The 25612-nt window shown below is 56.4% G+C and carries 17 protein-coding genes and 1 pseudogene; 13 read left to right on the top strand and 5 right to left on the bottom strand.

Annotated features, from left to right (window positions below; all coding sequences use genetic code 11):
* Positions 1–32: 32 nt before the first annotated feature.
* The 3 genes from GS612_RS01385 to GS612_RS01375 all read left to right on the top strand — a co-directional run bounded on the left by GS612_RS01385 (position 33) and on the right by GS612_RS01375 (position 3279).
* On the top strand, positions 33–743 hold the full coding sequence (locus GS612_RS01385) for a UTRA domain-containing protein (RefSeq protein ID WP_171638847.1): 711 nt from the start codon (positions 33–35) through the stop codon (positions 741–743).
* A gap of 12 nt (positions 744–755) precedes the next feature.
* Complete coding sequence (locus GS612_RS01380; protein WP_171638846.1) at positions 756–1853, top strand: Gfo/Idh/MocA family protein; 1098 nt, start codon at positions 756–758, stop codon at positions 1851–1853.
* A gap of 343 nt (positions 1854–2196) precedes the next feature.
* Complete coding sequence (locus tag GS612_RS01375) at positions 2197–3279, top strand: hypothetical protein (RefSeq protein WP_216603495.1); 1083 nt, start codon at positions 2197–2199, stop codon at positions 3277–3279.
* 116 nt (positions 3280–3395) lie between these two features.
* On the opposite strand, the pseudogene GS612_RS01370 reads toward GS612_RS01375, so the two are convergent.
* Positions 3396–4014: pseudogene (locus GS612_RS01370) on the bottom strand (hypothetical protein).
* A 292-nt stretch (positions 4015–4306) separates the two neighbouring features.
* Here GS612_RS01370 and GS612_RS01365 point away from each other — a divergent pair.
* The 8 genes from GS612_RS01365 to GS612_RS01330 all read left to right on the top strand — a co-directional run bounded on the left by GS612_RS01365 (position 4307) and on the right by GS612_RS01330 (position 13085).
* On the top strand, positions 4307–5347 hold the full coding sequence (locus tag GS612_RS01365) for a GlxA family transcriptional regulator (protein WP_171639900.1): 1041 nt from the start codon (positions 4307–4309) through the stop codon (positions 5345–5347).
* Between the two features lie 82 nt (positions 5348–5429).
* Positions 5430–6569, top strand: coding sequence for an SRPBCC family protein (locus tag GS612_RS01360; protein ID WP_171331077.1), 1140 nt, complete (start codon positions 5430–5432; stop codon positions 6567–6569).
* Entirely contained in the window at positions 6566–8095 is a 1530-nt protein-coding gene (gene betC, locus GS612_RS01355; protein WP_171638844.1) for a choline-sulfatase, read from the top strand. Before GS612_RS01360 ends, betC begins: the two co-directional genes overlap by 4 nt.
* Positions 8095–8892 (top strand): SDR family NAD(P)-dependent oxidoreductase, encoded by a 798-nt coding sequence (locus GS612_RS01350; protein ID WP_152460175.1) that lies wholly within the window; start codon positions 8095–8097, stop codon positions 8890–8892. Before betC ends, GS612_RS01350 begins: the two co-directional genes overlap by 1 nt.
* A 148-nt stretch (positions 8893–9040) precedes the next feature.
* Entirely contained in the window at positions 9041–9973 is a 933-nt protein-coding gene (locus GS612_RS01345) for a 3-keto-5-aminohexanoate cleavage protein (RefSeq protein ID WP_171205052.1), read from the top strand.
* A gap of 15 nt (positions 9974–9988) precedes the next feature.
* Entirely contained in the window at positions 9989–11407 is a 1419-nt protein-coding gene (locus GS612_RS01340) for an aminobutyraldehyde dehydrogenase (protein WP_171638843.1), read from the top strand.
* Entirely contained in the window at positions 11407–12141 is a 735-nt protein-coding gene (locus GS612_RS01335; RefSeq protein ID WP_152460178.1) for an SDR family NAD(P)-dependent oxidoreductase, read from the top strand. The genes GS612_RS01340 and GS612_RS01335 overlap by 1 nt, the downstream gene beginning before the upstream one ends.
* Complete coding sequence (locus GS612_RS01330; RefSeq protein WP_152460179.1) at positions 12141–13085, top strand: 3-hydroxyacyl-CoA dehydrogenase NAD-binding domain-containing protein; 945 nt, start codon at positions 12141–12143, stop codon at positions 13083–13085. Before GS612_RS01335 ends, GS612_RS01330 begins: the two co-directional genes overlap by 1 nt.
* A gap of 707 nt (positions 13086–13792) precedes the next feature.
* On the opposite strand, the gene GS612_RS01325 is transcribed toward GS612_RS01330, so the two are convergent.
* The 3 genes from GS612_RS01325 to GS612_RS01315 form a co-directional block, all read right to left on the bottom strand.
* Entirely contained in the window at positions 13793–14815 is a 1023-nt protein-coding gene (locus tag GS612_RS01325) for a GSU2403 family nucleotidyltransferase fold protein (RefSeq protein WP_171639898.1), read from the bottom strand.
* An 87-nt stretch (positions 14816–14902) separates the two neighbouring features.
* Positions 14903–18340: an AAA family ATPase gene (locus GS612_RS01320; protein WP_216603494.1), complete on the bottom strand. Its 3438-nt coding sequence runs from the start codon at positions 18338–18340 to the stop codon at positions 14903–14905.
* Between the two features lie 9 nt (positions 18341–18349).
* A complete protein-coding gene (locus GS612_RS01315) occupies positions 18350–19597 on the bottom strand; it encodes a DNA repair exonuclease (protein WP_256367741.1) in 1248 nt (415 codons plus the stop codon).
* A gap of 201 nt (positions 19598–19798) precedes the next feature.
* On the opposite strand from GS612_RS01315, the gene GS612_RS01310 reads away from it, so the two are divergent.
* Both GS612_RS01310 and GS612_RS01305 read left to right on the top strand, forming a co-directional pair.
* Entirely contained in the window at positions 19799–20200 is a 402-nt protein-coding gene (locus tag GS612_RS01310; protein ID WP_171638841.1) for a helix-turn-helix transcriptional regulator, read from the top strand.
* A 5-nt stretch (positions 20201–20205) separates the two neighbouring features.
* Positions 20206–20349 carry a hypothetical protein gene (locus GS612_RS01305; RefSeq protein WP_171638840.1) on the top strand — a complete coding sequence of 48 codons (144 nt, stop codon included), beginning with the start codon at positions 20206–20208 and terminating at the stop codon, positions 20347–20349.
* Between the two features lie 91 nt (positions 20350–20440).
* On the opposite strand, the gene GS612_RS01300 is transcribed toward GS612_RS01305, so the two are convergent.
* Complete coding sequence (locus GS612_RS01300) at positions 20441–25558, bottom strand: RecQ family ATP-dependent DNA helicase (RefSeq protein WP_171638839.1); 5118 nt, start codon at positions 25556–25558, stop codon at positions 20441–20443.
* Positions 25559–25612: the final 54 nt, after the last annotated feature.

Raw genomic sequence — 25612 nt, 5'->3', positions numbered from 1 at the left:
AATTTTTCCTGCGACCGAGTGAAGCGTCTGCCGTGCCTGCATCCAACCGAAACCCCAATGCCCTGCCGGTATATATTCAGATCGCGGAACTTCTGATCCGTGACATCGCGGCTGGCCGCCTTATTGATGGTGAACGATTGCCGCCCGAGCGCGAGATGGCCGCAGAGCTGAATGTCTCGGTTGGAACGCTGCGAAAATCGCTCTCTGAGCTAGAAAAAAAGGGAATGTTGGAGCGTATCCAAGGCTCGGGCAACTACATCCGCGAGACCGGTACGCAAAACAGCGTCTATGCAATGTTCAGGCTGGAACTGCCCGAAGGGGGTGGCCTGCCTCGTGCGGATATCCTGTCGGTTGACCATCTGAAAAAGCCGGCCGATCTGCCGAAATTCGGTGCTTCTGACGCCGGTTCACGTGTCCGGCGGATGCGCTACCTGAATGACACAATCATCGCTGTCGAAGAAATCTGGCTGGACGAATCAGCGGGCCTGATCGACCAGAGCCTGCTGTCCGACTCGCTCTATCGCTATTATCAGCGCCAGTTGGGCTTTTGGATTGCAAGAGCCGAAGACAGGGTTTCGGTCCGGCCTCTTCCGGACTGGACGCCTTCTGACTTCACCAAACCAGCGGGCCAATCGGTCGGTTACATCGAGCGGTTCAGCTGGTCGGAAAACGCCGAACCCGTCGAATTCTCAAAAACTTGGTTCGACCCGGATCGGGCCAACTACGTACAACGTCTGAAGTAAAAGGAATCGCACATGACCCGGACCATCAATTACGGGCTGATTGGATGCGGAATGATGGGGCAAGAGCACCTGCACAATATCGGATTGCTGGAAGGTACCAGTGTGGCTGCGATCTTTGAACCCGATCAGGAGATGGCAAAAGCCGCCAAGGCAATTGCACCAACTGCAACCATGGTGGGTTCCGTGCAAGAGCTACTGGCAGTAGAGGAACTGGACTGCGTCGTCATTGTCAGCCCGAACCATCTTCATGTGAACCAGATCTGCGAAATCGCTGAGACACGTCCTCTGCCGCTTCTGGTAGAAAAACCATTGTTCACCGACCCGCAGGACGCGCCCCGGCTCGAACAGTTGCAGCGCGACTACCCCTGCCCGATTTGGGTTGCGATGGAATACCGGTACATGCCACCTATCGCTGCTTTGATCGACAAGGCCGAGGCGACAGGTGGGGTGAAAATGCTGTCGATCCGCGAGCATCGTTTTCCCTTCCTCGACAAGGTCGGCCACTGGAACCGGTTCAGCCGAAATACTGGTGGTACTTTCGTCGAGAAATGCTGCCACTTCTTCGACCTGATGCGTCTGATATTGCAATCCGATCCGGTGCGCATCACGGCAAGCGGCGGGCAGGCGGTGAACCATCTGGACGAAAGTTACGACGGTCAAACCCCGGATATTCTGGATCACGGCTATGTTCTGGTCGACTTTGCCTCGGGTGCGCGCGCGATGTTGGAACTTTGCATGTTTGCCGAAGGCGCACGCTATCAAGAAGAAATCTCGGCCGTCGGACCGGACGCCAAGATCGAGGCGTTTGTTCCCGGACCCGGACGATTCTGGCCCGACCATTTGGGAGCCCCGCCGCTGCCGCAGGTGATCCTGAGCCCGCGCAATCCCAAAGGTCCGGTATCAATGGACGTTCCGGTGGACCCCACCCTTTTGGCGGCTGGGGATCACAATGGGTCGACCTACTATCAGCACAAAGGGTTCCTGTCCGTGCTTCGTGGCGAAACAGCAAAACCGGATGTAAGTTTGAAGGATGGCCTCTGGGCTGTCAGGATGGGGCAAGCGGCACAACAGGCAATGGAAACCGGTGAAACGGTTTACTTGGCCGACTGATCGGGGCCGGAGTCCCGGGTGCGTTATGCGATCGCTAAAAGACCCCTTAGACTGTTGTCGGCAATGTCTGTCATCCTATGACTAGGACCACGATCGCTTGATTGGTTTAAGAGGGTCAAGCTCGCTGAAACTTCAATCTGCACTGCGCTGTGCTCATGCAGAACGCGGCGGTTCTGGAATGTCTGGTCTTTGCTTTTCTGTCTGGTCAAGCGCGTCACGGGGTTCTGAGCTTAGTCACTGTCGAAGATTCGCATTCTAAACTAAGTTGAGTTACAGATTATTGTGCCAACTCAAGTGCCGACAGGTAAAAAGGAACACATAAACTAAATAACATCAGTATCTTATGCGCTTAGTAACGAAACTTCTCTCACTGCTTTGTATTCTGGCCATCTTCTTGGTGACCTCAAGACCTTTGCAAGCTTGCTCAGTCTGCGTGACTTTGCCTGAGGCTTCGTCGGCTGATCACATTATTTCCGCGGATATTATCGTTCTGGCCGGTCCCACACCGGACAACCCGTTCCGGTTTTCTCCGGTTCACATTCTGAGAGGGACAGAACAGAAAATCTCAACGCTGCCGGAAATACCGTTTCTGATCGACAGCAAGACCCGCGCAGCTTTCCGGTCCAATCCAGAAAAGACGGTTCTCTTCACCTATGGCGCAACCGACAAGGATGGTGCAGGGCGTAGCATTTCACGAAGCTGGAAGCGCTTATTCATGATGACGCCAGATAGATCTCGGTTTGTTGAGGATTTGACAGCTGTTGGAGGGTCGTGGGCGTACGGCGACAATGACGGCTCGGAGCGTGTTATGTTCTTTGCGGGCTATCTAAGCCACGAAGATCATGTGCTGAGAAACATCGCTATGGTTGAAATCTACCGTGCCCCATATGAATTTGTTCATCCACTTCGGAACACGGTGCCTACTGAGCAGCTCCTGCAAGAATTTCGTAGTCTGAACAGGATCAGTTACATACCCGTCGCGGTGCGTCTGCTTGGCTTGCAATCTGATGAACAGGCAGCCTCTGTTGTGCGTTCGCGATTTGAACAGGTTTTGAAAAGCAATGGTCAAAACCTTTATGAATGGGCTCTCGCAGGTATTGAAATCGACGGCGCCCTTGCAGTCACTGCAATTGAGCGAGCGCTGCAGCGCCCCGGCTGGCTACTGCCCGAAAAGCAATCCCTGATCCGGGCTTTGACCGAAGGCGGCACGGTTTTGCCTGAACTTCGCGCTCAGATTATTGGCATTTTCTCGAGTGAACTCGAAAAGGACCGAAATCTCGCGCCGCGGATCGCAGTTGCCATGCGGAATTGGGGCGAGACCGCCCTGAATCACCAATTTCAAGCGCTTATCGTGAGGGGTGAAATTGATCCCGCGACACAATTTGTTCTCGGAACAATAGTCGGCGCGGGGCAGGTCACCGATTGAAAGTGAGCTGTGCGCTGTTCTTTGGCACAAGTAATACGAGATGGATCTCGACCGCCCGTTTTCAGAGTTTTTTGGCGTTGGTCTCTTTGTAACGGAGGCTCTGGTTCGGTTTACGTTTAAGTCAAAGTGGCAGCGGCTTGGTTCTGAATCCTACGGTTTCTGATTGTTTGCTTCTTGATCTCCACTCTTATGTTCAGGATTTCGGCGCCTCGGCCATGGTAGACGTCGGCGGGTGTCAAGTTGGCTAGGCTCTCGGGGTAACAGTAGTTGTTGTTGTGATCGACAGAGGTGCCGATCTGTCGCTCAAAACCTCCGGGTAAGAAGTAAATTTCCAAGAGAACTCGGTTCTTCAAGGTTTGGTACCAACGCTCGAACTGGTGTGGGGTTTGCGGGTGGTGTGGGGGACCGCCAACGTGATCCGAGACAGTCCACCAGATAGCCCGCGGCGTATGTCGAGCCGTTTTCGCTGAGCAGCCTTGGCTCGTGTGCGACCATGACGTGATCTCAGTCCGAGGCCTCAGGGGCAGTCACCTGCCGAGCCGCGCCGCCCGCAAGACGGGCTCTCCCGGCTTCCGGGAACTCCTTCGACCAGAAGTAATAAAAGCTTTCGGTAATGCCCTCGCGGAGACACAGCGCCGCAATGCTATCCTCATCGCGCAGTCCGGCCGGGACATTACCGACATTCTATTCGGCCCAGTAATGTTTGCGGGTCTTGCGTTTGATGTTCCTGACCAGCTTTTAATCTGCGTCTTTCTAAGTTCCGGATTTCTTGTTCATCTTAGCTTGCTAGTAGGTTCAATGAACTCGAACCCCTCCGCTACACAGATCCCTAAATCTACCCGGTGGGTGCTTAAGTCAGACAGCCAAAATTGGAAGATCCTTCGTCGCAGTTCGAGGCGAAAGATAAGCTTGAGTCGCTGCAATGCACGTTGCGCTTCGCGCCTGATTCAGCCTTGAGTTGGTCGTCGATTTTACTTGTCTGGCCGCACTGTCTACCGTTGAGAAAGAACAGAAGGGAGTTGGCGACATGGTCGAGGGCGGCGGGCCGGACAGAACAACCGAACTGAGAATCGCTGTAACACCATTTTTCAACCTGGCGGCCACGATGTCATTTATCGATCCCTTTCGTGCCGCCAACTATCTCGAGGGAACAACACTATTCCGATGGCAACTTGTGTCCGAGGCGGGCGGAATGGTGACGGCCAGCAATGGCGTTGAAGTCAACACCACCCGGTTCTCAGAGGCTGGAATGAACAAAGCGGACATGCTTTTCGTCTCGTCAAGTTGGGAGCCGGAGCGCCATGTTTCTGCTGCGTTGCGCGCGAACCTCAGAAATGCCGCGAAACGTCAGGCAATCTTGGGCGGGCTAGATACAGGTGCCTTTGTTCTGGCCCATGCCGGGTTGCTGGAAAACTATACGGCAACAGTCCATTACGAACATATTGATGCGTTTCAAGAATTGTTCCCCAAGACGGGCATCAGTGAAGCGCTTTGGGTTATTGATCGCCGTCGTGTGACTTGCAGTGGTGGTGCAGCTTCGCTCGATCTTGCCCTGCATCTGATCCAGCAGTCTCATGGTAGCGCTCTTGCAAATGCCGCTGCACGCTATGTGTTTGCCCCCCCGATACGCGCCCACGGGGCATTGCAGTGCCCCGAGAATACCGAGCCTTTGGGCAACTCTGTTCCAACAAATGTGCGTGCCGCAATTCGTGTCATGGAGGCAAACCTTGAAACGCCACTCTCCATTGCGGAGGTTTGCAGGCATGTCGGGTTATCACATAGGCAACTTGATCGGCTCTTTGCGCAATGCGTGCGAAAAACACCAGCACTTTACTACCGCGATATCCGCCTCGACCGGGCCCGCGGCCTTGTGACTCAAACTGACCTGACCATGTCGGAGATTGCCTTTGCGAGCGGATTTTCAAGCCAGGTCCACTTTAGTCGGGCCTACAAGGACCGCTTCGGTCTCCCGCCGAGCAAGGATCGTGTGCAGGGACGCATTCCATTCGAGTTCCGAGCATGGCCAATGCACCGTGTACCAAAGCCTAAGGCGAAAAAAGTTAAGTAGTCGGCGATTCATGGTAAGTTCTGTGGTTTGATCCGCGAAATGCTGGTGCAGTGAGTTCCTGATTCCAGTCGTGAGGACAGCCATGACGCAGTTTCCAGATCAAAACGCGTTCGAAGCAATAAAGTCTGGCTTCGACCCAGATCCAAATCGTGCGCTTTCGTTGCGTAAAGAGGCTTACATTGACGCAAACTGGTTTGAGGTCGACCGTACGGAGATCCTTGCCAAGTCTTGGCAATGGGTTTGCCACGTCGAAAAGCTGCGTACGCCGGGGTCATACGTCGCCACACATATCGCGGGGCACCCAATCGCTGTCGTCAGGGATAGGGAAGGGGTCTTGCGCGCCTTCTACAACGTCTGCAAACACCGCGCCCATGAGCTGTTGAGTGGCGAAGGTGAGACGACCCGTATCATGTGTCCCTACCATGCTTGGGTCTACAAGCTTGACGGTCAACTTGTCCGCGCACCTGAAACAGATCACCTGGAGGACTTCACGCCACGCGATATCTGCCTGGATGCCGTTCAAGTGGAAGAGTTTGCCGGTTTCGTTTTCGTCAACCTCGACACGCAAGCTGCCTCGCTGTCGGATCAATCCGGCAATCTGGAGACCGAAATCCGCCACTGGGCCCCTGATATCGAACAACTCACTTTCGGGAAAAGACTGACATACGATATCAAGTCGAACTGGAAGAATGTCGTCGACAATTTCCTTGAATGCTACCATTGCCCGACCGCCCACAAGGACTTTTGTGATCTTGTGGACATGGACACGTACAAGGTCACGACCTACGGTATTTATTCCAGCCACATGGCAGAGGCGGGGCAGAACGCCAATTCCGCCTACGACGTCTCCAACGCGACTGTAAAGACCCATGCGGTCTGGTGGCTGTGGCCAACGACTTGTCTGATGCGATACCCGGGCCGGTCCAGCATGATCGTGCTGAATGTCATTCCGGTCGGACCAGATCGCACGTTGGAGACCTATGACTTTTTTCTTGAGACGCCCGAGCCTGATCCGATGGAAATCGACGCGATGCGCTATCTGGATGAAGTGCTTCAGGTTGAAGACATCAATCTGGTCGAAAGTGTACAGCGAGGAATGAAAACGCCGGCCTTTACGCAAGGTCGAATCGTGTCGGACCCTTCAGGATCCGGCAAATCCGAACATGCCGTTCATCACTTCCACGGGCTGGTACTTGATGCTTACGCAAAGGCCGCTCCATGACGCAGCCGAATATTGTTGTGGTGATGGCCGATCAGTTGGCACCACATTTCATTGGTGCTTATGGGCACAAGGGCGCCAAAACCCCGCACATGGACAAACTCGCGGCACGCGGGATGCGATTTGACGCCGCTTATTGCAACTCGCCGCTCTGCGCGCCGTCGCGATTTGCTTTCATGTCCGGGCAATATGTCAGCCGAATTGCGGCTTATGACAACGCGTCGGAATTCCGTGCAAGCGTGCCTACCTTTGCACACTACCTCAAGGCTCTGGGATATCGCACGTGCTTGTCAGGCAAGATGCACTTCGTCGGACCTGACCAGATGCATGGGTTTCAAGATCGGATTACGACCGATATCTATCCCGCCGATTTCGCTTGGACGCCGGACTGGGAAGCCCATGATGAGCGGATCGACAAGTGGTACCACAACATGCAGACCGTCAAGGAAAGCGGTGTGGCAATCGCGACATTCCAAACGGATTACGATGACGAGGTAGAGTTCGCAGCGCGCCGTTGGCTGATTGAGCGCGGACGGGATCACGCAGCCTGCGACGTCTCTCCGTTCTGCTTGGTGGCGAGTTTCATCCATCCTCACGATCCATATGTGGCGAAGCCAGAATTCTGGGACCTCTACGCCGATTATGAAATCGACTTGCCGCAAGGCCTCTCTCTGGATGAGCACGACCCGTTCTCACGCCGTGTGATGGATGGGATCGAAGCCTCCACTGTGCCGCTTTCGGATGAAGAAATCGGCCGCGCACGGCGCGCTTATCTGGCAAATGTGAGCTATTTCGACAGTAAAGTCGGCGCGATCGTCAAGGCGCTGGAAGAAACGGGTCAGATTGACAACACATTGATCATTGTGACAGCGGATCATGGAGACATGCTGGGTGAACGGGGTCTTTGGTACAAGATGACGTTCTTCGAACACTCTGCCCGTGTGCCCTTAATCTTCGCAGGCCCGGATGTGGCCGAAGGCACGGCGCCTCACGCGTGCTCTCTCGTCGACCTGCTTCCGACCTTCCTGGAGGTTGCCGGAGGGACACCCGACATGCTGGGCGAGCCAGTTGACGGTCGGTCCCTGATGCCCTTGACGCGTGGGGAGGATGCACCAGAGGACATTGCCATCGGCGAATACTGCGCAGAGATGACACCTTGGCCTGTCTTCATGATCCGGCGCGGGACACTGAAGTATATTCACTGCGATGTGGATCCACCGCAGCTCTATGACCTGTCTCGGGACCCGGATGAGCGTGTAAACTTGGCGGATGACCCGGCCTACAGTGATGCAGCCGCTGCCTTTGCATGCGAAGTCGCTGAGAGATGGGACAGCGAAAGGCTCCGGGCTGATGTTATGCGCACCCAGAAATCGAGGCGCGCGCTTCATGCCGCGATGGAGGCCGGGGCAAGCGAGCCATGGGATTACAACCCGCCGCGCGACGCCAGTCAGGAGTATGTTCGCAATCACATGGATTGGACTGCGGCAGCCGCGCGCTACCGCTTTCCACCGATGGGGGAAACAAATTGATGGATATTCAAGACGGCAAGGTGGCCCTTGTGACGGGCGGACGGGGCGGCATCGGCCGTGCGATCGTGGATCGGCTGACCCGAGAAGGTGCCGTTGTCTACGCAGCCGATCTCAGTGAAAGCGGATCCGTGTCCAACCCAGCAGGGGCCGATAGCCATTTTCTCCGACTTGATGTCACCTCAGAACCCGAGGCCATTGCAGCTATGGAGAGGATAAAGACTGAGCACGGCAAACTCGATATTCTCGTGAACGCTGCGGGCATCGAGATCGAAAAAACAATTGAGGATACAAGCCTTGAAGAATGGAACCGCTCGTTTGCGGTGAACGTGACAGGCACATTCCTGACGTCCAAATATGCGCTACCTTTGATGCGCAAGGCGGCAAAGAGCGGCAGTTCTGCCTCTGTCATTAACTTCGGATCATATGACGGTTTCATCGCAGATCCGGGACTGGCGGCATATTGTGCAACGAAAGGTGCGGTTCATGCCCTGACCCGCGCGATGGCCTGCGATCACGGGCCCGAAGGCATCCGGGTCAACGCGATTTGCCCTGGCTACATCGACACACCAATGCTTCAAAGCTTTTTCACCGGCGACGGCTCGGGTGGCGGCGGCAAGACGATTGACCAGCTTCAGCAAGCTGTGCGCGATGTGCACCCGATGCGCACTTATGGAACGCCAGACGATATCGCAAACCTTGTGAACTGGCTCGCCAGCGATGAGGCCCGATATGCAAGCGGACAGCTTTGGGTGCTGGATGGAGGCCTTAGCGCTCAAGTCCAGCAGATGCGGCTATGAAATGCGCCGTCAACCCCAGGAAGGTCGCCGACAAGGGTGCTTTACGGCCACGCTATGCGCTTGGTGAAACCCCCGAGGTTCACCTGATCTACCGACCCAAAGAGGTGCGTTACCATTTGCGCCGTGTTGTTTCGCAGGAGGCCCCGGAATGCCAAAATCCGTAATCATCACATGCGCACCGACCGGGGGCATCCACACCCCGACAATGAGCCCTCATCTGCCCATTACGCCAACCGAAATCGCAACGGCCAGTATAGAAGCCGCCGAGGCCGGTGCCTCCATTATCCATTTGCATGCCCGCCATCCCGAGACCGGCAAACCCGATCCCAGGCCAGAATTGTTCCAGCAATTTATGCCTGTCATCAAACAATCCACAGATGCCGTGATCAACGTTTCAACCGGCGGTGGGCTTGGCATGTCCATGGACGAACGCATGTTGGCGGCCACGACAACAAGCCCCGAAATGGCATCCCTCAATGTGGGGTCGCTGAATTTCGGAATCTTCCCGATGCTTCAGAAATACACCGAGTTTCAGCATGATTGGGAACGCCCTTTCCTCGAAATGACCGAGGATTTCATCTTTCCCAACACGTTCGGGACAATTCGCTACGCCATCGAAAAGCTTGGGGGTGAACATGGCACACGGTTCGAATTCGAGTGCTACGATCTTGGTCATCTCTACAATGTAAAATGGTTCGTTGATCAGGGTCTGATCAAGCCACCGTTTTTTATTCAGATGGTGTTCGGAATCCTGGGCGGTGTGGGCGCTGATCTCGACAACCTGATGCATATGCACACCATAGCCGACCGGCTGTTCGGGCCGGAGAATTACGAATGGTCGGTGCTGGCTGCGGGGCGCCATCAGATGCCATTTGCGACTCAGGCGGCCCTGTTGGGGGGCAACCTTCGTGTGGGGCTCGAAGACAGCCTGTTCATCGGCAAGGGCGAACTGGCGACATCCAATGCCCAGCAGGTCCGGAAAATTCGAGACATCGTGGAAAACCTCGGGCTTGAGGTTGCAACACCTGCTGAAGCCAGAGAGCGGCTCGCGCTCAAGGGCGCGGACCGGGTGAATTTCTGATAGAAGGGAACGGGCATGCAAGGCAAATTGCTTATCAATGGGGAGATGGTGGAAGGGGAGGGTGAGGCCCTGGCCATTTTGAATCCCGCGACTGGAGAGAAGATTGGTCAGGTCGCAGAGGCCAGTTCGGACCAGGTAGAGGCCGCAGTAAGGTCATCTGAAGAGGCGTTCGAAACCTTCCGACATGTCCCGCCGGCCGAACGGGCCGCGCTGCTGATGCAAATCGCCGATATTATCGAAGCCAATCAGGATGAGTTGGCGGAGCTTGAAAGCCTTGATGTCGGCAAACCCTGGCCATCGGCACGCGATGATGAGTTCCCTCTTACCATCGACACATTCCGCTTCTTTGCAGGGGCGGCCCGGACCATGACGGGATCGGCCGCGGGCGAGTATGTCGCAGGCCACACAAGCATGATCCGCCGCGACCCGGTTGGCCCCGTGGCGGCGATTGCCCCTTGGAATTATCCGTTGATGATGGCCGCCTGGAAACTTGCAGCCCCTCTTGCAGCCGGCTGTACAGTTGTTCTGAAGCCTTCCGAGATCACACCTTTGTCCACGCTGCGCCTTGCTGAACTTTTGCAGGACGTCTTGCCCAAAGGGGTGCTGAATGTGATTCACGGGCGTGGTCCCACGATTGGGGATCAATTGATCAACAGCCCTCAAATGGAAGCAATCACTGTCACGGGGTCCCCGGCCACTGGCATGGCCGCTATGCGCGCCGCCAGCGAGCAAATCCGCCATGTGCATCTGGAACTGGGTGGCAAGGCCCCCGTCATTGTTTTTGATGATGCCGACCTGGACGCTGTGGCTGAAACGATCCGCTATGGGAGCTTTTTCAATGCCGGGCAGGATTGTGCGCAACCGTGCCGGATCCTGGTCCAGGACAGTGTGTATGAAAAATTCGCGGCCATGGTCGAAGCGCAAGTAAAAGAAATAAAAGTTGGCGCGCCCAAGGCTGAAGGCACCGAAATGGGTCCGATGGTTTCCGCAGCTCAGCGCGACCGCGTTTCCGCCTTTGTCGACCGCGCACGTCCTGGATGCGAGATCGTCACAGGTGGCGCAAGCGGAGATGGAAACGGGTTCTTCTATCAACCGACGGTGTTAGCAAACGTCGATAATTCAGCAGAGATCGCAACGGATGAGGTCTTTGGGCCCGTTGTGACGCTTTCCCGTTTCTCGGACGCGGATCATGCCGTAAAGGTGGCGAATGCAGGTCGATACGGACTGGCATCCTCGGTCTGGACGACCGACGTGGGACGGGCAATGTCGATTACATCTCGCCTGCGCTACGGGTTCACATGGGTCAATACGCATGGTGTCGGCACACCTGAAATGCCTTGGGCCGCGATGAAAGGCTCCGGCACGGGCTGTGATATGAGCATCTATGCGCTCGACGCCTATACGTCGATCCGTCATGTGATGGTGGCGCACTGATGCGGCTTGCAGGAAAAAAAGCGTTTGTTACTGGCGGGCGCCAGGGAATTGGACGCGCCATCGTCGGTGCTTTCCTGAAGGAAGGCGCCGAGGTGGTGACCTGCGGGCGGGGTGGAGCCCCTGACGGCCTGCCCTGTGAATGGCACGATCTGGACGTCAGTGATCCGGTGAACGTCCAAATGGTAGCCGAGGCTGTGGGTGCGTTGGACATTCTCGTCAACAATGCCGGGGTCCAGGTGGAAAAGTCAGTGACGGAAAGCACCGACGCGGATTGGGATCTAGTGATCGGCGCCAACTGTCGAGGGGTGTTCAACTGCTGCCGTGCCTTTATTCCGACTATGAAATCCGGCGGGAGCATCATCAATATCGGCTCAATCTCTGGCAAGGTCGCGGACCCTTCGATGGCTCTCTACAATGCGTCCAAAGCTTTCGTGCATGGGCTCACGCGATCTATCGCCGTGGATCATGGCCCAAGCCTGCGGTGCAATGCGATTTGTCCGGGATGGATCAATACCGGCATGCTTGAGGCCGCGTTCGAACTTGCAAAGGATCCTGTCGCGGCAAGGCAAGACGCACTGGCCCGTCATCCCGTTCGTCGGTTTGGCGAGCCGGATGACATTGCATCCATGGCTGTCTGGCTCGCCTCTGACGAGGCAAGCTTCGCAACGGGTCAGTTCTTTACCGTCGACGGCGGCATGACGGCCGCGTCGCCACTCAACCCCGGAGTGTTCTGATGTCGGATATCTCACATACTGCAATTCTTGGTGCCGGCGTTATTGGTGCAAGCTGGGCTGCGCTGTTTCTCGCGGCTGGTCGATCAGTTACTGTTTACGACCCGGCACCAAACTCTGAAGAGCAAACCCGCGCTTTCATTGAAACAGCTTGGCCCACGCTTGAAGAACTCGGCCTGACCGACAGAGCCACTCCGAACGCATTGGCGTTTGCAGAAACAGCAGCATCTGCGGTCGATGGTGCAGACTTCGTGCAGGAGAATGTTCCAGAAAGAGAAGCGATCAAACACGCACTCTATTCTGAAGTCGAACCAGCCCTGAGCGAGGATGCGATCGTTTCCAGTTCCACATCAGGCATGACGCTGGAGGCTTTACAAGCTGGCTGGCAAGATCCTGCGCCTTTCATCCTCGGACACCCGTTCAACCCGCCACATCTTATCCCGTTGGTGGAGCTCACTGCAAACGCGCAAACAGGTGATGGCGTTCTCGAACGAGCCGAAGCGTTTTATCACGACATAGGCAAGGTCACGATCCGCATCAGGAAAGGCTTGCCTGGCCATGTGGCGAACCGCCTTCAGGCAGCCGTCTGGCGCGAAGCGGTCCATATGGCTGTCGAGGGCGTTGCTTCGGTCGAAGACATTGACAAGGCCATGTGGGCGGGCCCCGGTCTGCGATGGGCGGCCATGGGGCCGACGATGTTGTTCAATCTAGGCGCGGGAGAGGGCGGTCTGCGCGCCTTTTGCGAACACTTCCGGGATACGTTTAACGGATGGTGGGACGGGTTGGGTCAGCCACACTTGAACGACGACGTTATCGAAACTTTGGTTCAGGGCATAAACGAAGAAGCAAACGGTCGATCCCCGCAGACACTCGCGGCCGAGCGAGATGCGCTTATTGTTGCCATGCAAAAATCCCTCAAAAGCATTCGACTAGAATCGAACACTTGAACGCTGAGCGTTCGTGATAACGCATTGAGGAGGCACCACCGGCCGAATTTCGGAGCCCTGGCTGCGCAGTGTGTCGACAATCCGTTCCGCCGTGGCCGCGCCAAAGCCCTGTTGTAGCCTTGTGATGAGGTTACTGTCGCGGGCGGCAAAGGGTTGGAACATCGAATGTACGACAAAGTCGGTGCTTTTGATTGTCTGGGTCTCTTCCTCGGTCGCGACGTGCTAATTCTTCTATCCGTCGCCTCCGGCATATTGTTTTCAGCTTGGGCATGCGCGGCATGACCCTAGTAAACGCCACTGCCTTTTCTGCGATCTTGCGCGAGACCCTGTAGAATTTCTACCGTTCCTAAAGCCTGGTTGCGCCCAAGAAAGCTGCGGTTACTAGGGGCTAGAAGATATCAGGGTCCCCTGCTGTGGTAGATTTCTGCCGGTTGGGATGAACTGAGCAAAAACAACCCGCGAAACGTTGCGGAAATCGTTGCGTGAAATACACTGAAAGCAAAAAAGCGCCCTTGGGCGCCTTGTTTTATTGGTCGGAGTGAGAGGATTCGAACCTCCGACCCCTGCCTCCCGAAGATCGGTGCAGGTGGCCAAGTTATTGATTTTTAGTCAAAGGAGCCCTGTTTTCCAGGCGTTGTCGCCAATCAAACCAGCCAAGTTCAGGTTCGGCAGGTTCATTGAACCTGAGAGCACTGTCTACATGCGCGTTAATCCTGCAGTTCCTGTAACAGCCGCTGCGTTTTCGGCATGCGGTCCAGGCTGGCCTCAATCCTAGAACGCCACTTGGGGCCACGAGAGAGTGCATCTTCGTAGGCGTCATTCAATTCATCCGGCCGATCCTGAGCAAGCACCTCGACTAGAAACGCGGCCTGTCGTCTGTCCTTTTCTGCTTTGAGGGCATTTTCGCCGGGACGGCGACGGTCCGCGACGATCAACTTGTGGATGGCATAGCGTTCTGGCTGCGGGATTTGCACCAAAACGCCACTCCGGTAGGTTACAGCAGCGTTGATTGGCTCCGCGATTAGGTAGTTCAGATGGTGCAATCCTTGCGCATCCACTCCCAAAGCGGGCAGTTCGCGCACATCCTCATCCTCACCGAATGATGGAGTGAGGAATTCTATCAGCGTGTCGCCTCGTGTCTGTTTCCAACGCCAGGTGCGCCCGGCCGTGAGACTGGGCTGCGCCATGAAGTCGAAATCGCGGAACACATTTTTCAGCGATGGTGATGCAGTGTCCTCCAGCACCAGCGACAACCTGGAAAAGCTGGCGATGTCGATGTCATCCGTGTGAGCGGTCATATCCATGTCGAAACGCACACCCAATTCACCTTCGTAAAGGCGGAAGGCGTGCGTCCCCACTATGGTGCCGCCTAGACGAAATACGCCGGACGTTGCCATCGCAGAGAGCAGGCTGCCTGTGGCAGCGTCCAGACCCAGGAAACCTTCAGCTCTTAGGAGCCGCACGAGGCGCGCACGGTTGCGGCGGCGGTCTTCCTGTTGGGCTTTCAAAGTTTTGTGCTGTTCCAGCCTGCCGCGCAGTTCCTTACAATCCTCTCCCAAGTAGTGCTTTTTGACATCGGAACCGACCCGGTAGGTGTCATACCAGTAGGTCCTGTCGTTGCGTTCGACTCGTGTGGGGGTGCCCCGGATGTCCGAAACAGAATCGTCCCGCAGTGAACGCAGGAGATCGTGATAAGCGGCATGTGCTATGGATGAATGGCGCGTGAACATCTTGGCTTCCACTGTGCTCAACGGATTTCAATTTTGTTGAACATGGCACATGTTCAACAAAAAATAAAGATGTTGAACACCACGCTTTTAGCCCTGTAACTCGTGAATACACACAGATGGGCATATATTTCTCGCGATGTCGCAGAGATGCGCGTGATGAGTCAGGTAGATCACCTGGCCGCTTTTGCTCATCTCAGCTAGCAGGCCGAAGGCCTCGGCGGTGCGGTCGTCGTCGAAGCTTTCCATGATGTCATCGGCAATGAACGGCACTGGGCCGTTGTTGCGAGCAAACTCGTGGTAGCCTGCGATGCGTAGCGCAAGGTAGAGCTGAGCCCGGGTGCCGTCTGAGAGTTGGTCAGCCTGTTTCGAGCCACCCCCAGCGGCCAGCGCCACCAATACTTCGCGGGAACCATCCGGCTGTGCGGCGAGGCCAGAATATCGGTCTCGCGACATGATGCGGAAGGCTTCTGATGCGCGTTCGAGCATACCGCTGCGGTGAGTGTCACGATAGCTCCTGAGAGCATCTTCGACTGCCAAGAGCCCCAAACGCTGCCGTAGGTGGCGCCGGGCGCCGTCCTCGATCTCAAGCAACAATGTCTGGCGTTGTTCTTCCAGACGGGCAACCGCGTCATCGCCACCGACCGCTTCGACGGCATCTTCCGCCTTGCGGAAGTCGTCCTGTGCTTCTTCCTGTGCTGTGCGCAGGGTTTTCAAATCGGTCCGCAGGCTGTCGGCGCGTGCGACGAGCGCATCGGCATCTAGATCACGCAGTTGCGCACGTGCTTTTTCGACTGTATCGCATCGCATCCCTGCACAGAGGTCTTCGGTCAGTTCGCGCAGAGTTTCACGCAGTTTCGACAGTTCCCCTGCTCGCGTGAGCGCATCGCGGGCTTCGGCCCAAACTTCGACTTCAAAGTGACGGGAAAATTCGACGGTCCGATTGCGATGAATCTCGGCTTCCTCTTCCAACTCCGAGAGGGCTTGTTTGGCCGTCGTCAAACGATCTGAGAGGTTGGCTCGCTGATCTTCGCGGCTCTCCGCTGCGCGCTGTCGCCGGGTGATGTCACGCCACAGATCAGTCGCTGGCAGATCTGAAGGCATTTCGATGCGAACCGCCAAATCGCGAGCCTCTTTTTCAAACCTTTCGCGGTTGGATTGCATGGTCGTTATCCGGTGGGTCAGTTCACCGATGCGGTCCTGATGTTCACGTAGTTGGTCGAGCTCTTCGAGGATCGCACGCATCTCGTCGACAGCGGGCGGCGCGTCAGCCATCCAAGTGTCGGCACAGGCGGCTTCCCACTCCACCTGCCATGCGGCGCGCGCGTCGTCTGCCTTTAGTTTGTTGCGCTCACGTCTGGTCAGGTTCTGGCGGGCCTCGGCTTCGGTCTCGCTCAAAGCCTCAACCTTAGACACCTGGTCCAAGAGAGATTGAGCGGTTTCAAGGGCTAGGGTCAGGCTCGTATCTTTGGGTATTGCGCGGCCCGCCTGTGCGAAAGCGTTCGAAATATCCAAACGAGCCTGGGCAACGACCTGCACGCGCCGGGCAAGATCGCGCGCCTTGTCATCGTGCTTGACCAGAGCATCCTGTGCTATGTCGAGCTTGTCGAGCCAAGCGCGGAAAGTTGGCAGGTCGATGTCGGTGGGGAGTGCGGGGGAGACCTTGGCAGCGATTCCGGCAAGCCGTTTCGCCAGGTTTTTGCGCCGCTCCCTGGCCTCGGCCGATTTCACTTTGGCAGCGTCAACTTGTTGTTGGGCTTCGACCAACGCACGCTCGGCCTCGGCTGTCTTTTCGGCATGGGCGCGCTGATCCGCAAGGGTGGCAGTCACCTGGTCGTCGAGGCGCATCGCAACCTCAAAGCACTCTGCTGTTTTGTCCGTCAGATCCGCACGGTGGCGGGACCATTCTAATTCCCGACGTGTTCGCACTTGAGCTGCTTCTTCCAGAGTAACTACGGCAGTTGTTCCGACTGCATCGCGTCGAGCGAGAGCTTGGGTCACAGCCTGTTCTAGTTGCTCCAGCCAATCATCCGCCCGATCGATCGCCCTATCAGCCTCGGCAATTTCCGCGTCCAATTGCTCAAGAGCGGCGGCGTCTGGCGGAGTCAAACTCGCCAGTTCATCGTTGTTTCCCGTCCAGGGCGAAAGCGTAGACAGGGCCGATTTCAAACGCGCTTCCTTCTCTTCAAGCTCGGTGCTTACACGGTCGTGTGCGCCGACAGGATCGTCGCGGCGAAGGTTTTGCACCAAACCGGCCAGCCCACCCAAATTTGACACGCTGCCTCCAGCCTTACTTAAACGCCGCTCAGCGCGATCGAGGTCATCTTTAGCAAGCTGCAATTCTTTAGTCGCAGAATCGCACGCGGTTTCCACACCTGAACTTTGCTCGATCAATGCGCGCAGGCGCCCAAGGGTTCTTGCTTCTGGCAGTAGCGTGGTTGGATCCGCCCCGACTTGCCCCAGTCGAGACAGACAATCGTTGACTGCTTTTGTCTTGGCTTCCAGCTCTCCGCGCCGCTTGGGCAAGTCCTCCAGCGCCGAGTCATGGGCCGATTTCAACAGATCCGCCGCTTTGATGTCGTCGCTTGCATTCAGAACAGGCTCGTCGGTTGGGAGGTCGTTAAATTCGGCTACCAACCCTGCCACAGTCTTTCTCGCGGCCTCAAGCCGGGTGGCAATGGCGGTCTCCGTGCGGTCAAGTTCGGGAAGTTCGGCAAGCCATCCCTCTGGAGGTTCTGGTAGCGAACCGTAACTGGCGATCTCCGCCTCTAGACGGTCCAGCCGCGGCAAAAGCGGTAGTGCTGCGATGTGGCGTTCGGTCTCGATTACATCGGTCTGTGCAGCTTCTGCCGCCTCGCGCGCCTTGTGCCAGGCATCTTTGGTCCGATCGCATTCAGTCGATAGGCGAGCATACTCGGAAGCAGCAGTGTCTAATTCCTTAATCTGCCTTCCCAAGTCGTCGTAGGCGGCACAAAGATCGCGCAACGCACCCTTGCGTCCGGTCCTGTTCAGGAACCCCTCCGACTCTGCATTCAATTCGTGCAACTGCGCCGCCAAATCGGTCATCCCCGCGCTTGCCTGAAACAGCAACTCACCGAGATCCCCCTTGCTGGCGAGGATGCCTTCGCCTCCTTCGTCCAGGGTCTGTCGATTGAGCGAGAACATCGCCGCATAGGATGTGCGGTCGAGTCCTCGCAGACCGCCATGCAGCAGAGCTTCACCCAGCGGTTCACCGCTGTCGTCGAGCAGAGAATTGTCACGTTTCTTGACCCGAAGCAGTTCATGCGTCTGCCCGTCGATTTCTAGCACGGCCCCCAACTGCATTGACTGATAGGGGTGAATGAATCCCATGCTGCTTCGCACGGGGATCTGGAACAGCATGTCCAGCCAACCTTCGAGCAGGGTGGATTTCCCAGCTTCGTTTGCACCGTAGATCACGTGCAGGTCGGGGTTACCAAGTGTTTGGACGGGAAACGACAGGCTCAGATCAGTGAACTTGCCAAAACGGGTGAGGTCGAGCCGGTTCAATCGCATCGCTCAACCATCGGTCTCTTCGAGGCGCGCAAGAACCTCCATTGCGCCCTGCTGCATCGCATGGACAATAGTCGCGGCAGTTTCTTCCTCGCTATCACCCAGGAGCCCTCGCAACTCGCGCGGAAGATATTTTAGCAGTCGTTCCACGTCTTCCAAAACAGCCGGATCATTCGGGGGAAGACTTCGCTGAGCGATGATCTGAGCCAGTTCTTCTACCGCGCCTCCAGTGGACGCATTGCTGACGGCGGACAACGCAAGCTCGATCTTGTCGATCCAAAGCGTGCCGATCTGCTCGGCGACGTTCTGCGCCTCGGCGTGTAGCAGGTCAAGGTCACGACCCGCTCTCCAGGCCAATGGAGTTTCTCCGGTCAGCACCGGTCGGACGATCAGGTGCTCACCAGCGTGGTCACGCCGCGCTGTGTGCAGAGCATGCTTCAGCGCCTGAATTAGGTCGGGCCAGTCAGACAATAGGTGGCATTCCACCGAGAGCCGTTCGAACTGCGCCATCGCGAGGTGCCGTTCCTCTACTGCGATCAAACCGTCGTCGGCCACCGAAACCAGCGAAACCGACTTGTTCCCTGCCTCGCCGATGTCGCGACCCTGCGGTATTCCGGGCATGACTACAGTTGTCGTGCCGGTGTGAATGGTCCGCCGGTGGATGTGCCCCAGCGCCCAATAGTCGAACCCGGTCGCTTGAAGTTCGGCCAGCGTGCAAGGTGCATATGGATCATGCCCCTGTGCTCCGCCGAGGGACGTGTGTAGCATTCCTATATTGAAAGCCCCCATCACTGGTGGCCCAAAACGGTTCAACAGAGTGTCGGGTGCATGGGGGTCACGAAATGAAACACCGTGAACAGCAACTGAATGATCGTTCCAGTCAGTCTCGACGACCTGTGCTTTGCCCGGGAACACCGTCACGTTTTCCGGCAAGACTAGCTCACGCGTGATCTTGGATGCCGCATCGTGGTTGCCGCGGATAATGAAAACCGGAATGCCCGCTGCGTCTAGGCGCTCCATCTCTAGAGTGAGGAAACGAGCAGTTTTCATTGATGTTTGATTGCCGTCATACAGGTCGCCGGCAATCAGCAGCGCCTGGACATCTTCAGACACGCACAGATCGACCATCCGCCTGAATGTGGTTCGGGTCGCGTTCCCAACTACTTCGGCCAGTGCTTCGTCGCGCATGGCTAGAGACTTTAGCGGTGAGTCCAAATGAATATCTGCAGTGTGAACGAACCGGAAGGCCAACATATTTCCCCAATAAGCACTAAACCTATGAGAGAAATTGAAACTACGACGTCGTGACCGTCAAGGCGGAAGTATTGAGCTCGCTTTCCATTAACGAGAATATGGAAACACAAACGGCGTATCATTTCCCTCGGAATCCCCAATCACCCCTTCGCTATATCGAAGACATGCAGCGCTTGCTGCGTCAGATCTGAGAGGATAGCGATGACAAAGAAACCGCACTTAGACACCCGGATGGCGATGTATGTCGAACGCCGGGTGCTCGAACTGAAGCCGACCAAGAGCCAGGCGGAGATCGCGGCGCAGGCCGGTTATGTGAACCAGAACATGATCACGATGATCAAGCAGGGGCGCTCCAAGGTGGCCTTGGATCGCGTCCCGGCCCTGGCGCACGCTCTGGAAGCAGATCCGGCCTTCGTGATGCGGCTCGCCCTGGAGCAGGCGATCGGCCGGACGGCAGCCGAGGCCGTTGTGGAGGTGTTCGGTGAACCGGTCACTGCGAACGAGGTCGGCTGGCTGCAGGCGATCCGCGAGGCTTCCAGCAACACCGACCCCAGGCTGACCAGCAGGTCACAGGCCGCTATCAACGCGATTTTCGGGAGATAAGATCCATGTGTGATAAGAATTACGATCTGACACCTAACGAACGCGCCTGGCTGCGCTTCCTGCGCGATGTTAGCAATGACAGCGACCCCGGCATTACCCTGCGCCGGGTGCAACTATTGCGGCGCCTATGCGAGCTTTGGAGAGCTTGATGGAATTGCGTAGTAGGAAGGCGGGGAGGAATGGTTGAAGTGCTGAGCCTCGCTGGATCCCTCTGGAAACATAATAATTGTGGGTGATGTTCTAGTTAACGGCCACAAACACGAGTTCTGGCAAAACCACCTCCCATGCATCGCGGCGGAGCGTATGGTGGAAGGCTTCACCTGAGTCCTCTTTTCTCCAATTAAGGATGGCTGCGATTTCACCCCTCTCAAACCGGGTATTTGGCGGCGGCGCGAATGATTTGGACATGCGGCTCAGCACTTGCCCTTTTTCGTTGTGCAGCAACCAACGGTCGCCGTCCTTTACCAATAACACTGCATCGCCGACGCGTGCCGCATTAACAGCACTCAGAGAAGAATGGCCTGGATGCAGGCGTCCAGCAAAGGAAAGATCGACCATCCGCGCCTCAGCTGCTTGAAAAAAACGGCGGGGACCGGGCAACGCCTTCATGTCAGGCGTCACGCGACGGGTCAGAACTGAAGGAGCTCCTGTTGGCAGGTATTCATGGTTGTCATTGCTCATTACAGCAAGGCTGCGACGGGCTCGTGTCATAGCAACGTAGAACAATCGGCGAGGTGCGTCCTGATCCTCGGACCGCGAAGGACGCTCCCATCCGCCATCAAGGATAACTACATCGTTAAATTCCAACCCTTTTGCGCGGTGAGCTGTCAGAAGTTTTAGCCCTCTTTGCTCATCCCAGCTATCACGCGCCCATTCCGCGAACCATTCGATAATGTCGGGGACGGGCAGGCTACGTGAGCCAACCTCGCGTGCCAGGAGGCCCAGGCCTTCACCAATACGATCAGTCCAGCGCGAATGAGAAAGTGCGTTCAGCACTTCGGTCAATCGTTCCAGCGAATAAAGCTCTGTGGGGGTCTCGCGTAGGGCTTTGACAAATGCCTGCATCTCGCGCATGCGCCAGAGGCTAGGCATGTTTTCGTTGGCCATTTCGACCGGTATTTCGAGGCTTTCAGCAAAATCACGCACCGGTAACAGTTTGCGCCAATCGCGCGAGATAATCGCGGCGCGTGACCATTTCCAATCGGGATCTAGACGAGAGAGGCGGATCAACTCGTCTAGCGCGGCCATAGCCTGCTCGTCATTACCTGCAGGGCACTCAAGGATCTGCACACGGCCCTGAGCGACTGGATCCAATTTGGCCAGAGATCCACCGGCGTCAGCCTTTGTCCGGGCCTGATCTACGGCAATATCATGGCCAAGTTTCATACGCGCGGCGGCCCCTGCGATCACGGCGTTGGCGGTGGCGACGATATGACCGGTAGAGCGGTAGTTCTCGGTTAAGAAAACCGGTTTTGCGGCGTAGTCCTGTTCAAACTGGCGGATGTAGCGGATCGATGCACCGGAGAAGGCATAAATGTTCTGGTCGTCATCACCCACGGCAAAGAGACTGAGTCGCAGATCGGGATCATCCAGAGTTCTTCCTGCCACAGCAGCGATCAGCGCGTATTCATCTGGACCGATATCCTGATATTCATCCACTAAAATCCAGCGATACCCCTGTATCAGTGTTTCACGCAGCGCCTCAGCCTCTTGCTTGCTTAGACCATCACCTCGCAGTAGGGCTGCGGCCTTCTGCAATAGACCTTTGAAATCGGGGGCTTCGACTGTTTGAGTTCCAGCAAAACTAGCACCGACCAATCGCATAGCCAGTGAATGCACCGTTGAGACGGTTACTAAGTTTGAGTCATCTCCTACTAACCGGCGCAAGCGTTCACGTATTTCAGCAGCTGCGTGACGGTTGTAGGCCAGCACGAGGATACCGCGGGGATCCTCGCGTTTGATGCGTAGCAGATAAGCGATGCGATGAACCAGGACTCGTGTTTTGCCCGAGCCTGGTCCTGCCAGCACAAGGACGTTGGTTTGTTCCCGGTTGTCACGCACAATTTTTTGCTGCATCGGATTGCCCAAGTCGTCGACAATTGCCTTATAGGTGGCACCAGTGGCCTGACGTCGGAATTCGGTTCCGCGCCCCGGCATCCATCGGCGCATGAAGGCGTCTTGCTCCAGCACGAAATAATCGTCGGACAAGCGCTGCGCTGTCTCAATGTTTTCCAGTCCTTTTTCTGCGTAGGCTGCCATCACATGGGTTTGGATGGTCTGTTCGTCATAGTGTTCCTCGAGTGGTGCAAAATGCTGGACGGTGAAACCACCGCCTTTGGAGCCAAGATGCACCGTCATGGCCGGGCGAAAAATTGACAGCCCGCGACCCAGCGTAACCACCTGCTGTTCATGCAGCCATAAAAGTGCCCGGTCCATCAGCCGGTTTGGGTCTTTGATGCTGCTGCGCAAAAGGGTGTCGCCGGTAATTGTGGATAGCATCGCTCCCAGAGTGGTCTCGACCTGAACGTCCTTGCCGTGTGTGCCTTTCGGCACAAGGGATAGAAGATGCGCCAGTAGGCGTTGTGCACCCTGACGGCGCAACTCTGCGGTTTGAACGACATAGCGCCACGACCGTTGAAGTCGCACAAGTATGCTACCGCGAGCCGTTTTCCGTAAGGATAGATTACCGCGCCCACCCTCCATGTCACGCCCATCCTGCGCCATGCCACGCAGCAGGGATTCGACCAGATCCGGTCGCACCTCGCCATGGCCGCGCTGTCTCAATTCCTGGCAGGCAATAGAGAGGTTGAATGGAATCGGTTCATCCTGATCAGCATCGGGAGCCATTTCTCGCATAACGGCGATTAGGTCCTCTTCAAGCCGGGCGGCCTGATCCAGCCGTGCTTGCGACGCGTCGGCCACGCCAGAGTGCACGAAGATGGTTATGTTGGTGTCATCACTGGCAATTCCCATCGCCTCTAGATCGGTCAGCGCCTTGCGCAACGAAGCAGAGGAAAGTCCGCTAGCTCCAGCTAATTCGTCGGTGGAAACACCTTCTCCCACAGGGGTGTTTACTATATGACGCACGATTGCCAGCAGTTGTTTGCGCCGAGCGCCCGTGATGTCTGCCTTATCCAACAAGGTGGCGGCGGTATCCACGTCACGCACGAGTAGGGATGCGGGGAAGACCTGCACGCTGTTTTCTTCGCGCCGCAACAGACTCGCTTCCTCCAGCCAAGCAACGGCGGTCTTTACGCGCGTGTCTTCAGTGTTGTTGTCACGCTGGAATTCAAAGTCTTTTTCTTCTCTCACGATCTCGCCCGGAGTGGCGACGATCTTACCTTCGTCTCGAGTGCGCACATCCAATCGACGTAGCGCTTTAAGGATGGCACCTATTTCATGCCGCGCAAGGCGGGAACGGGCCGAAAGGCTGAATTGGCGTTCTACGTCCTCAGTGTTGAACAATAGCACACAGCTAGCGGGGTCACGGTCACGTCCTGCACGTCCTGCCTCTTGCAAGTAGTTCTCCAACGAGCCAGGCACGTCGCCGTGGACTACGAGACGGATGTCAGGTTTGTCGATGCCCATGCCAAAGGCGTTGGTCGCAGCAATTACGCGCAATTCGCCCGTCCGGAAATGCTCCTGGATCTCATGCTTTTCTTCTGGAGGTAGACCAGCGTGGAAACGTTCGGCGCTCACACCCTGCTGTTTTAGGAATTCGGCCACGCGTTCTGTCGCACCTCGGGTCGCGCAATAAACCACGGCTCCGGAGACGCCAGAGGCGGGCAAGCCCTGTTCGATCGCGTTCAGAATATCTGCGAGTTTCGTCGCGCGCTGGGTTTCACGCACCGAAAAGGAAAGGTTCGTGCGCGAGGCACCACCGTCAAGCAGGATCAGATCCTGATCCAGTCGTGTTTTGAAATGCTCTCTTATATCGCGCACTACCTCGGGTTTGGCAGTGGCGGTAAGGCAAAGTATCGGAGCGGGGGCGTCGCCGGAGTTTTCTTTGATGAACCGGCTGACGTAGCGGTAGTCGGGCCTGAAATCATGGCCCCATTTTGAGATGCAATGTGCTTCGTCCAGCACCCAAAGGCCAATTTCGCGTTGTGCCAGAGCGCTGCGAACTGACTTGTTGCGAAGCTGTTCGGGTGAAATCATCAAGATCGCAGCATCGCCCATGCGCACTTTGTCCAGAGCATCGTGACGTTCAGGCAGCGACAGAAGACCATTGATCGTGACGGCCGAGGATATCCCGGCTCTCGCCAGGCCCTGCACCTGATCGGCCATGAGTGCGACAAGCGGTGAGATAACGACGGTCAACGCACCGGTCTTGTCGAACCGCGAAAGGGCTGGAATCTGATAGCAGACCGACTTGCCGGTTCCGGTCGGAAGGATGCCCAGAACGCATTTGCCTGCCATTGCCTCGGCCACAATGCGTTCCTGTAGGGGTCGACCAAATTCGTCCATGGGTTCGGGTCTGAAGGACGGAAAGCCGAACCAGCGGTCTAGCGCCCGTTTGGGATCGTTTTGTTCGACGCACCATTGACAAGAGTCATCATTGCAAGCGGCCTCTCGCAAGTGACGCACAATCAGTGAGGCCTCGCGGAATTGCATGCGAACCCAAGGTGGCATGACACTGTCGCCGCCAGCCACAGAAATCCACGACAAGGCGTAGGCCAAAGGCCAGGCAAGGTTCGGGTTTTCCATCCGGCTAAGAGTCTGTTCGAGCCGATGCAAGCAGACTTGTCCAGCCAAAAGGCGGCGAACAGCGTCAAAAGCTTCTTGTTTATTGGGTCTGCTAGTGCCTCGCACAGCAGTAAAAAGTGCGTCAAACCCTTCGCTGCGTGGGGGGCGTGTGGCAAGGAAATGATAGGCTTTCAGCGCATCTGGGGTCGTGGTGTTTAGCTTGGCGAACGCCTCGATCTGGTTTTGCAGAACCTCGAAGACCAGACGTGCATCCTTTTCGGGATCGTTGACATGACCCGATTGCAACCGTCCGTCGTGATAGTGTTTGACTAAATGGTGATAGGGGTTGCGCGGGAAGGCCAAAGGATTGAGCCAGAGTGTGTCGATTGGTGCCTCTGCCAAGGCGGCAAAGCGGGGCGCAGCAGCGGCCAGGTGGGGCAGGTCGTGGTGCAAGATGTTGTGGCCGATGATACTGTCGAAACCTCTACAATATGTGTCGAGTTGCGACAGTGCTGAGGCGGAGCTGCTTTTTTCAACTAGAGCCGGTCGGGAGTCAGCGTGCGTTGTGGCCGCGAATGCAAATATTCTGGCGGAACTGGGGTCCACCTCTAGGTCAATCGAAACGCAGCGCTCAAGAAAGCGCGAAATGTCCGCCTGACCGTTCGTTATCATTGCTCGCCATATTCTTTTTTCTATTCTTTCTGATAGCTACCGGATTGCAGAAAA

Source organism: Ruegeria sp. HKCCD6157 (assembly GCF_013110685.1).
GTDB lineage: Bacteria > Pseudomonadota > Alphaproteobacteria > Rhodobacterales > Rhodobacteraceae > Ruegeria.
This window is presented reverse-complemented; position numbering and strand designations above follow the sequence as displayed.

Excerpts from the sequence above, each read along its gene's own strand:
- GS612_RS01300 (WP_171638839.1), bottom strand. The coding sequence starts at position 25,558 with ATGATAACGAACGGTCAGGCGGACATTTCGCGCTTTCTTGAGCGCTGC.
- GS612_RS01340 (WP_171638843.1), top strand. The coding sequence starts at position 9,989 with ATGCAAGGCAAATTGCTTATCAATGGGGAGATGGTGGAAGGGGAGGGT.
- GS612_RS01350 (WP_152460175.1), top strand. The coding sequence starts at position 8,095 with ATGGATATTCAAGACGGCAAGGTGGCCCTTGTGACGGGCGGACGGGGC.
- GS612_RS01310 (WP_171638841.1), top strand. The coding sequence starts at position 19,799 with ATGACAAAGAAACCGCACTTAGACACCCGGATGGCGATGTATGTCGAA.
- GS612_RS01380 (WP_171638846.1), top strand. The coding sequence starts at position 756 with ATGACCCGGACCATCAATTACGGGCTGATTGGATGCGGAATGATGGGG.
- betC (WP_171638844.1), top strand. The coding sequence starts at position 6,566 with ATGACGCAGCCGAATATTGTTGTGGTGATGGCCGATCAGTTGGCACCA.
- GS612_RS01345 (WP_171205052.1), top strand. The coding sequence starts at position 9,041 with ATGCCAAAATCCGTAATCATCACATGCGCACCGACCGGGGGCATCCAC.
- GS612_RS01330 (WP_152460179.1), top strand. The coding sequence starts at position 12,141 with ATGTCGGATATCTCACATACTGCAATTCTTGGTGCCGGCGTTATTGGT.
- GS612_RS01335 (WP_152460178.1), top strand. The coding sequence starts at position 11,407 with ATGCGGCTTGCAGGAAAAAAAGCGTTTGTTACTGGCGGGCGCCAGGGA.
- GS612_RS01305 (WP_171638840.1), top strand. The coding sequence starts at position 20,206 with ATGTGTGATAAGAATTACGATCTGACACCTAACGAACGCGCCTGGCTG.
- GS612_RS01315 (WP_256367741.1), bottom strand. The coding sequence starts at position 19,597 with ATGTTGGCCTTCCGGTTCGTTCACACTGCAGATATTCATTTGGACTCA.
- GS612_RS01360 (WP_171331077.1), top strand. The coding sequence starts at position 5,430 with ATGACGCAGTTTCCAGATCAAAACGCGTTCGAAGCAATAAAGTCTGGC.
- GS612_RS01365 (WP_171639900.1), top strand. The coding sequence starts at position 4,307 with ATGGTCGAGGGCGGCGGGCCGGACAGAACAACCGAACTGAGAATCGCT.
- GS612_RS01375 (WP_216603495.1), top strand. The coding sequence starts at position 2,197 with ATGCGCTTAGTAACGAAACTTCTCTCACTGCTTTGTATTCTGGCCATC.
- GS612_RS01325 (WP_171639898.1), bottom strand. The coding sequence starts at position 14,815 with ATGTTCACGCGCCATTCATCCATAGCACATGCCGCTTATCACGATCTC.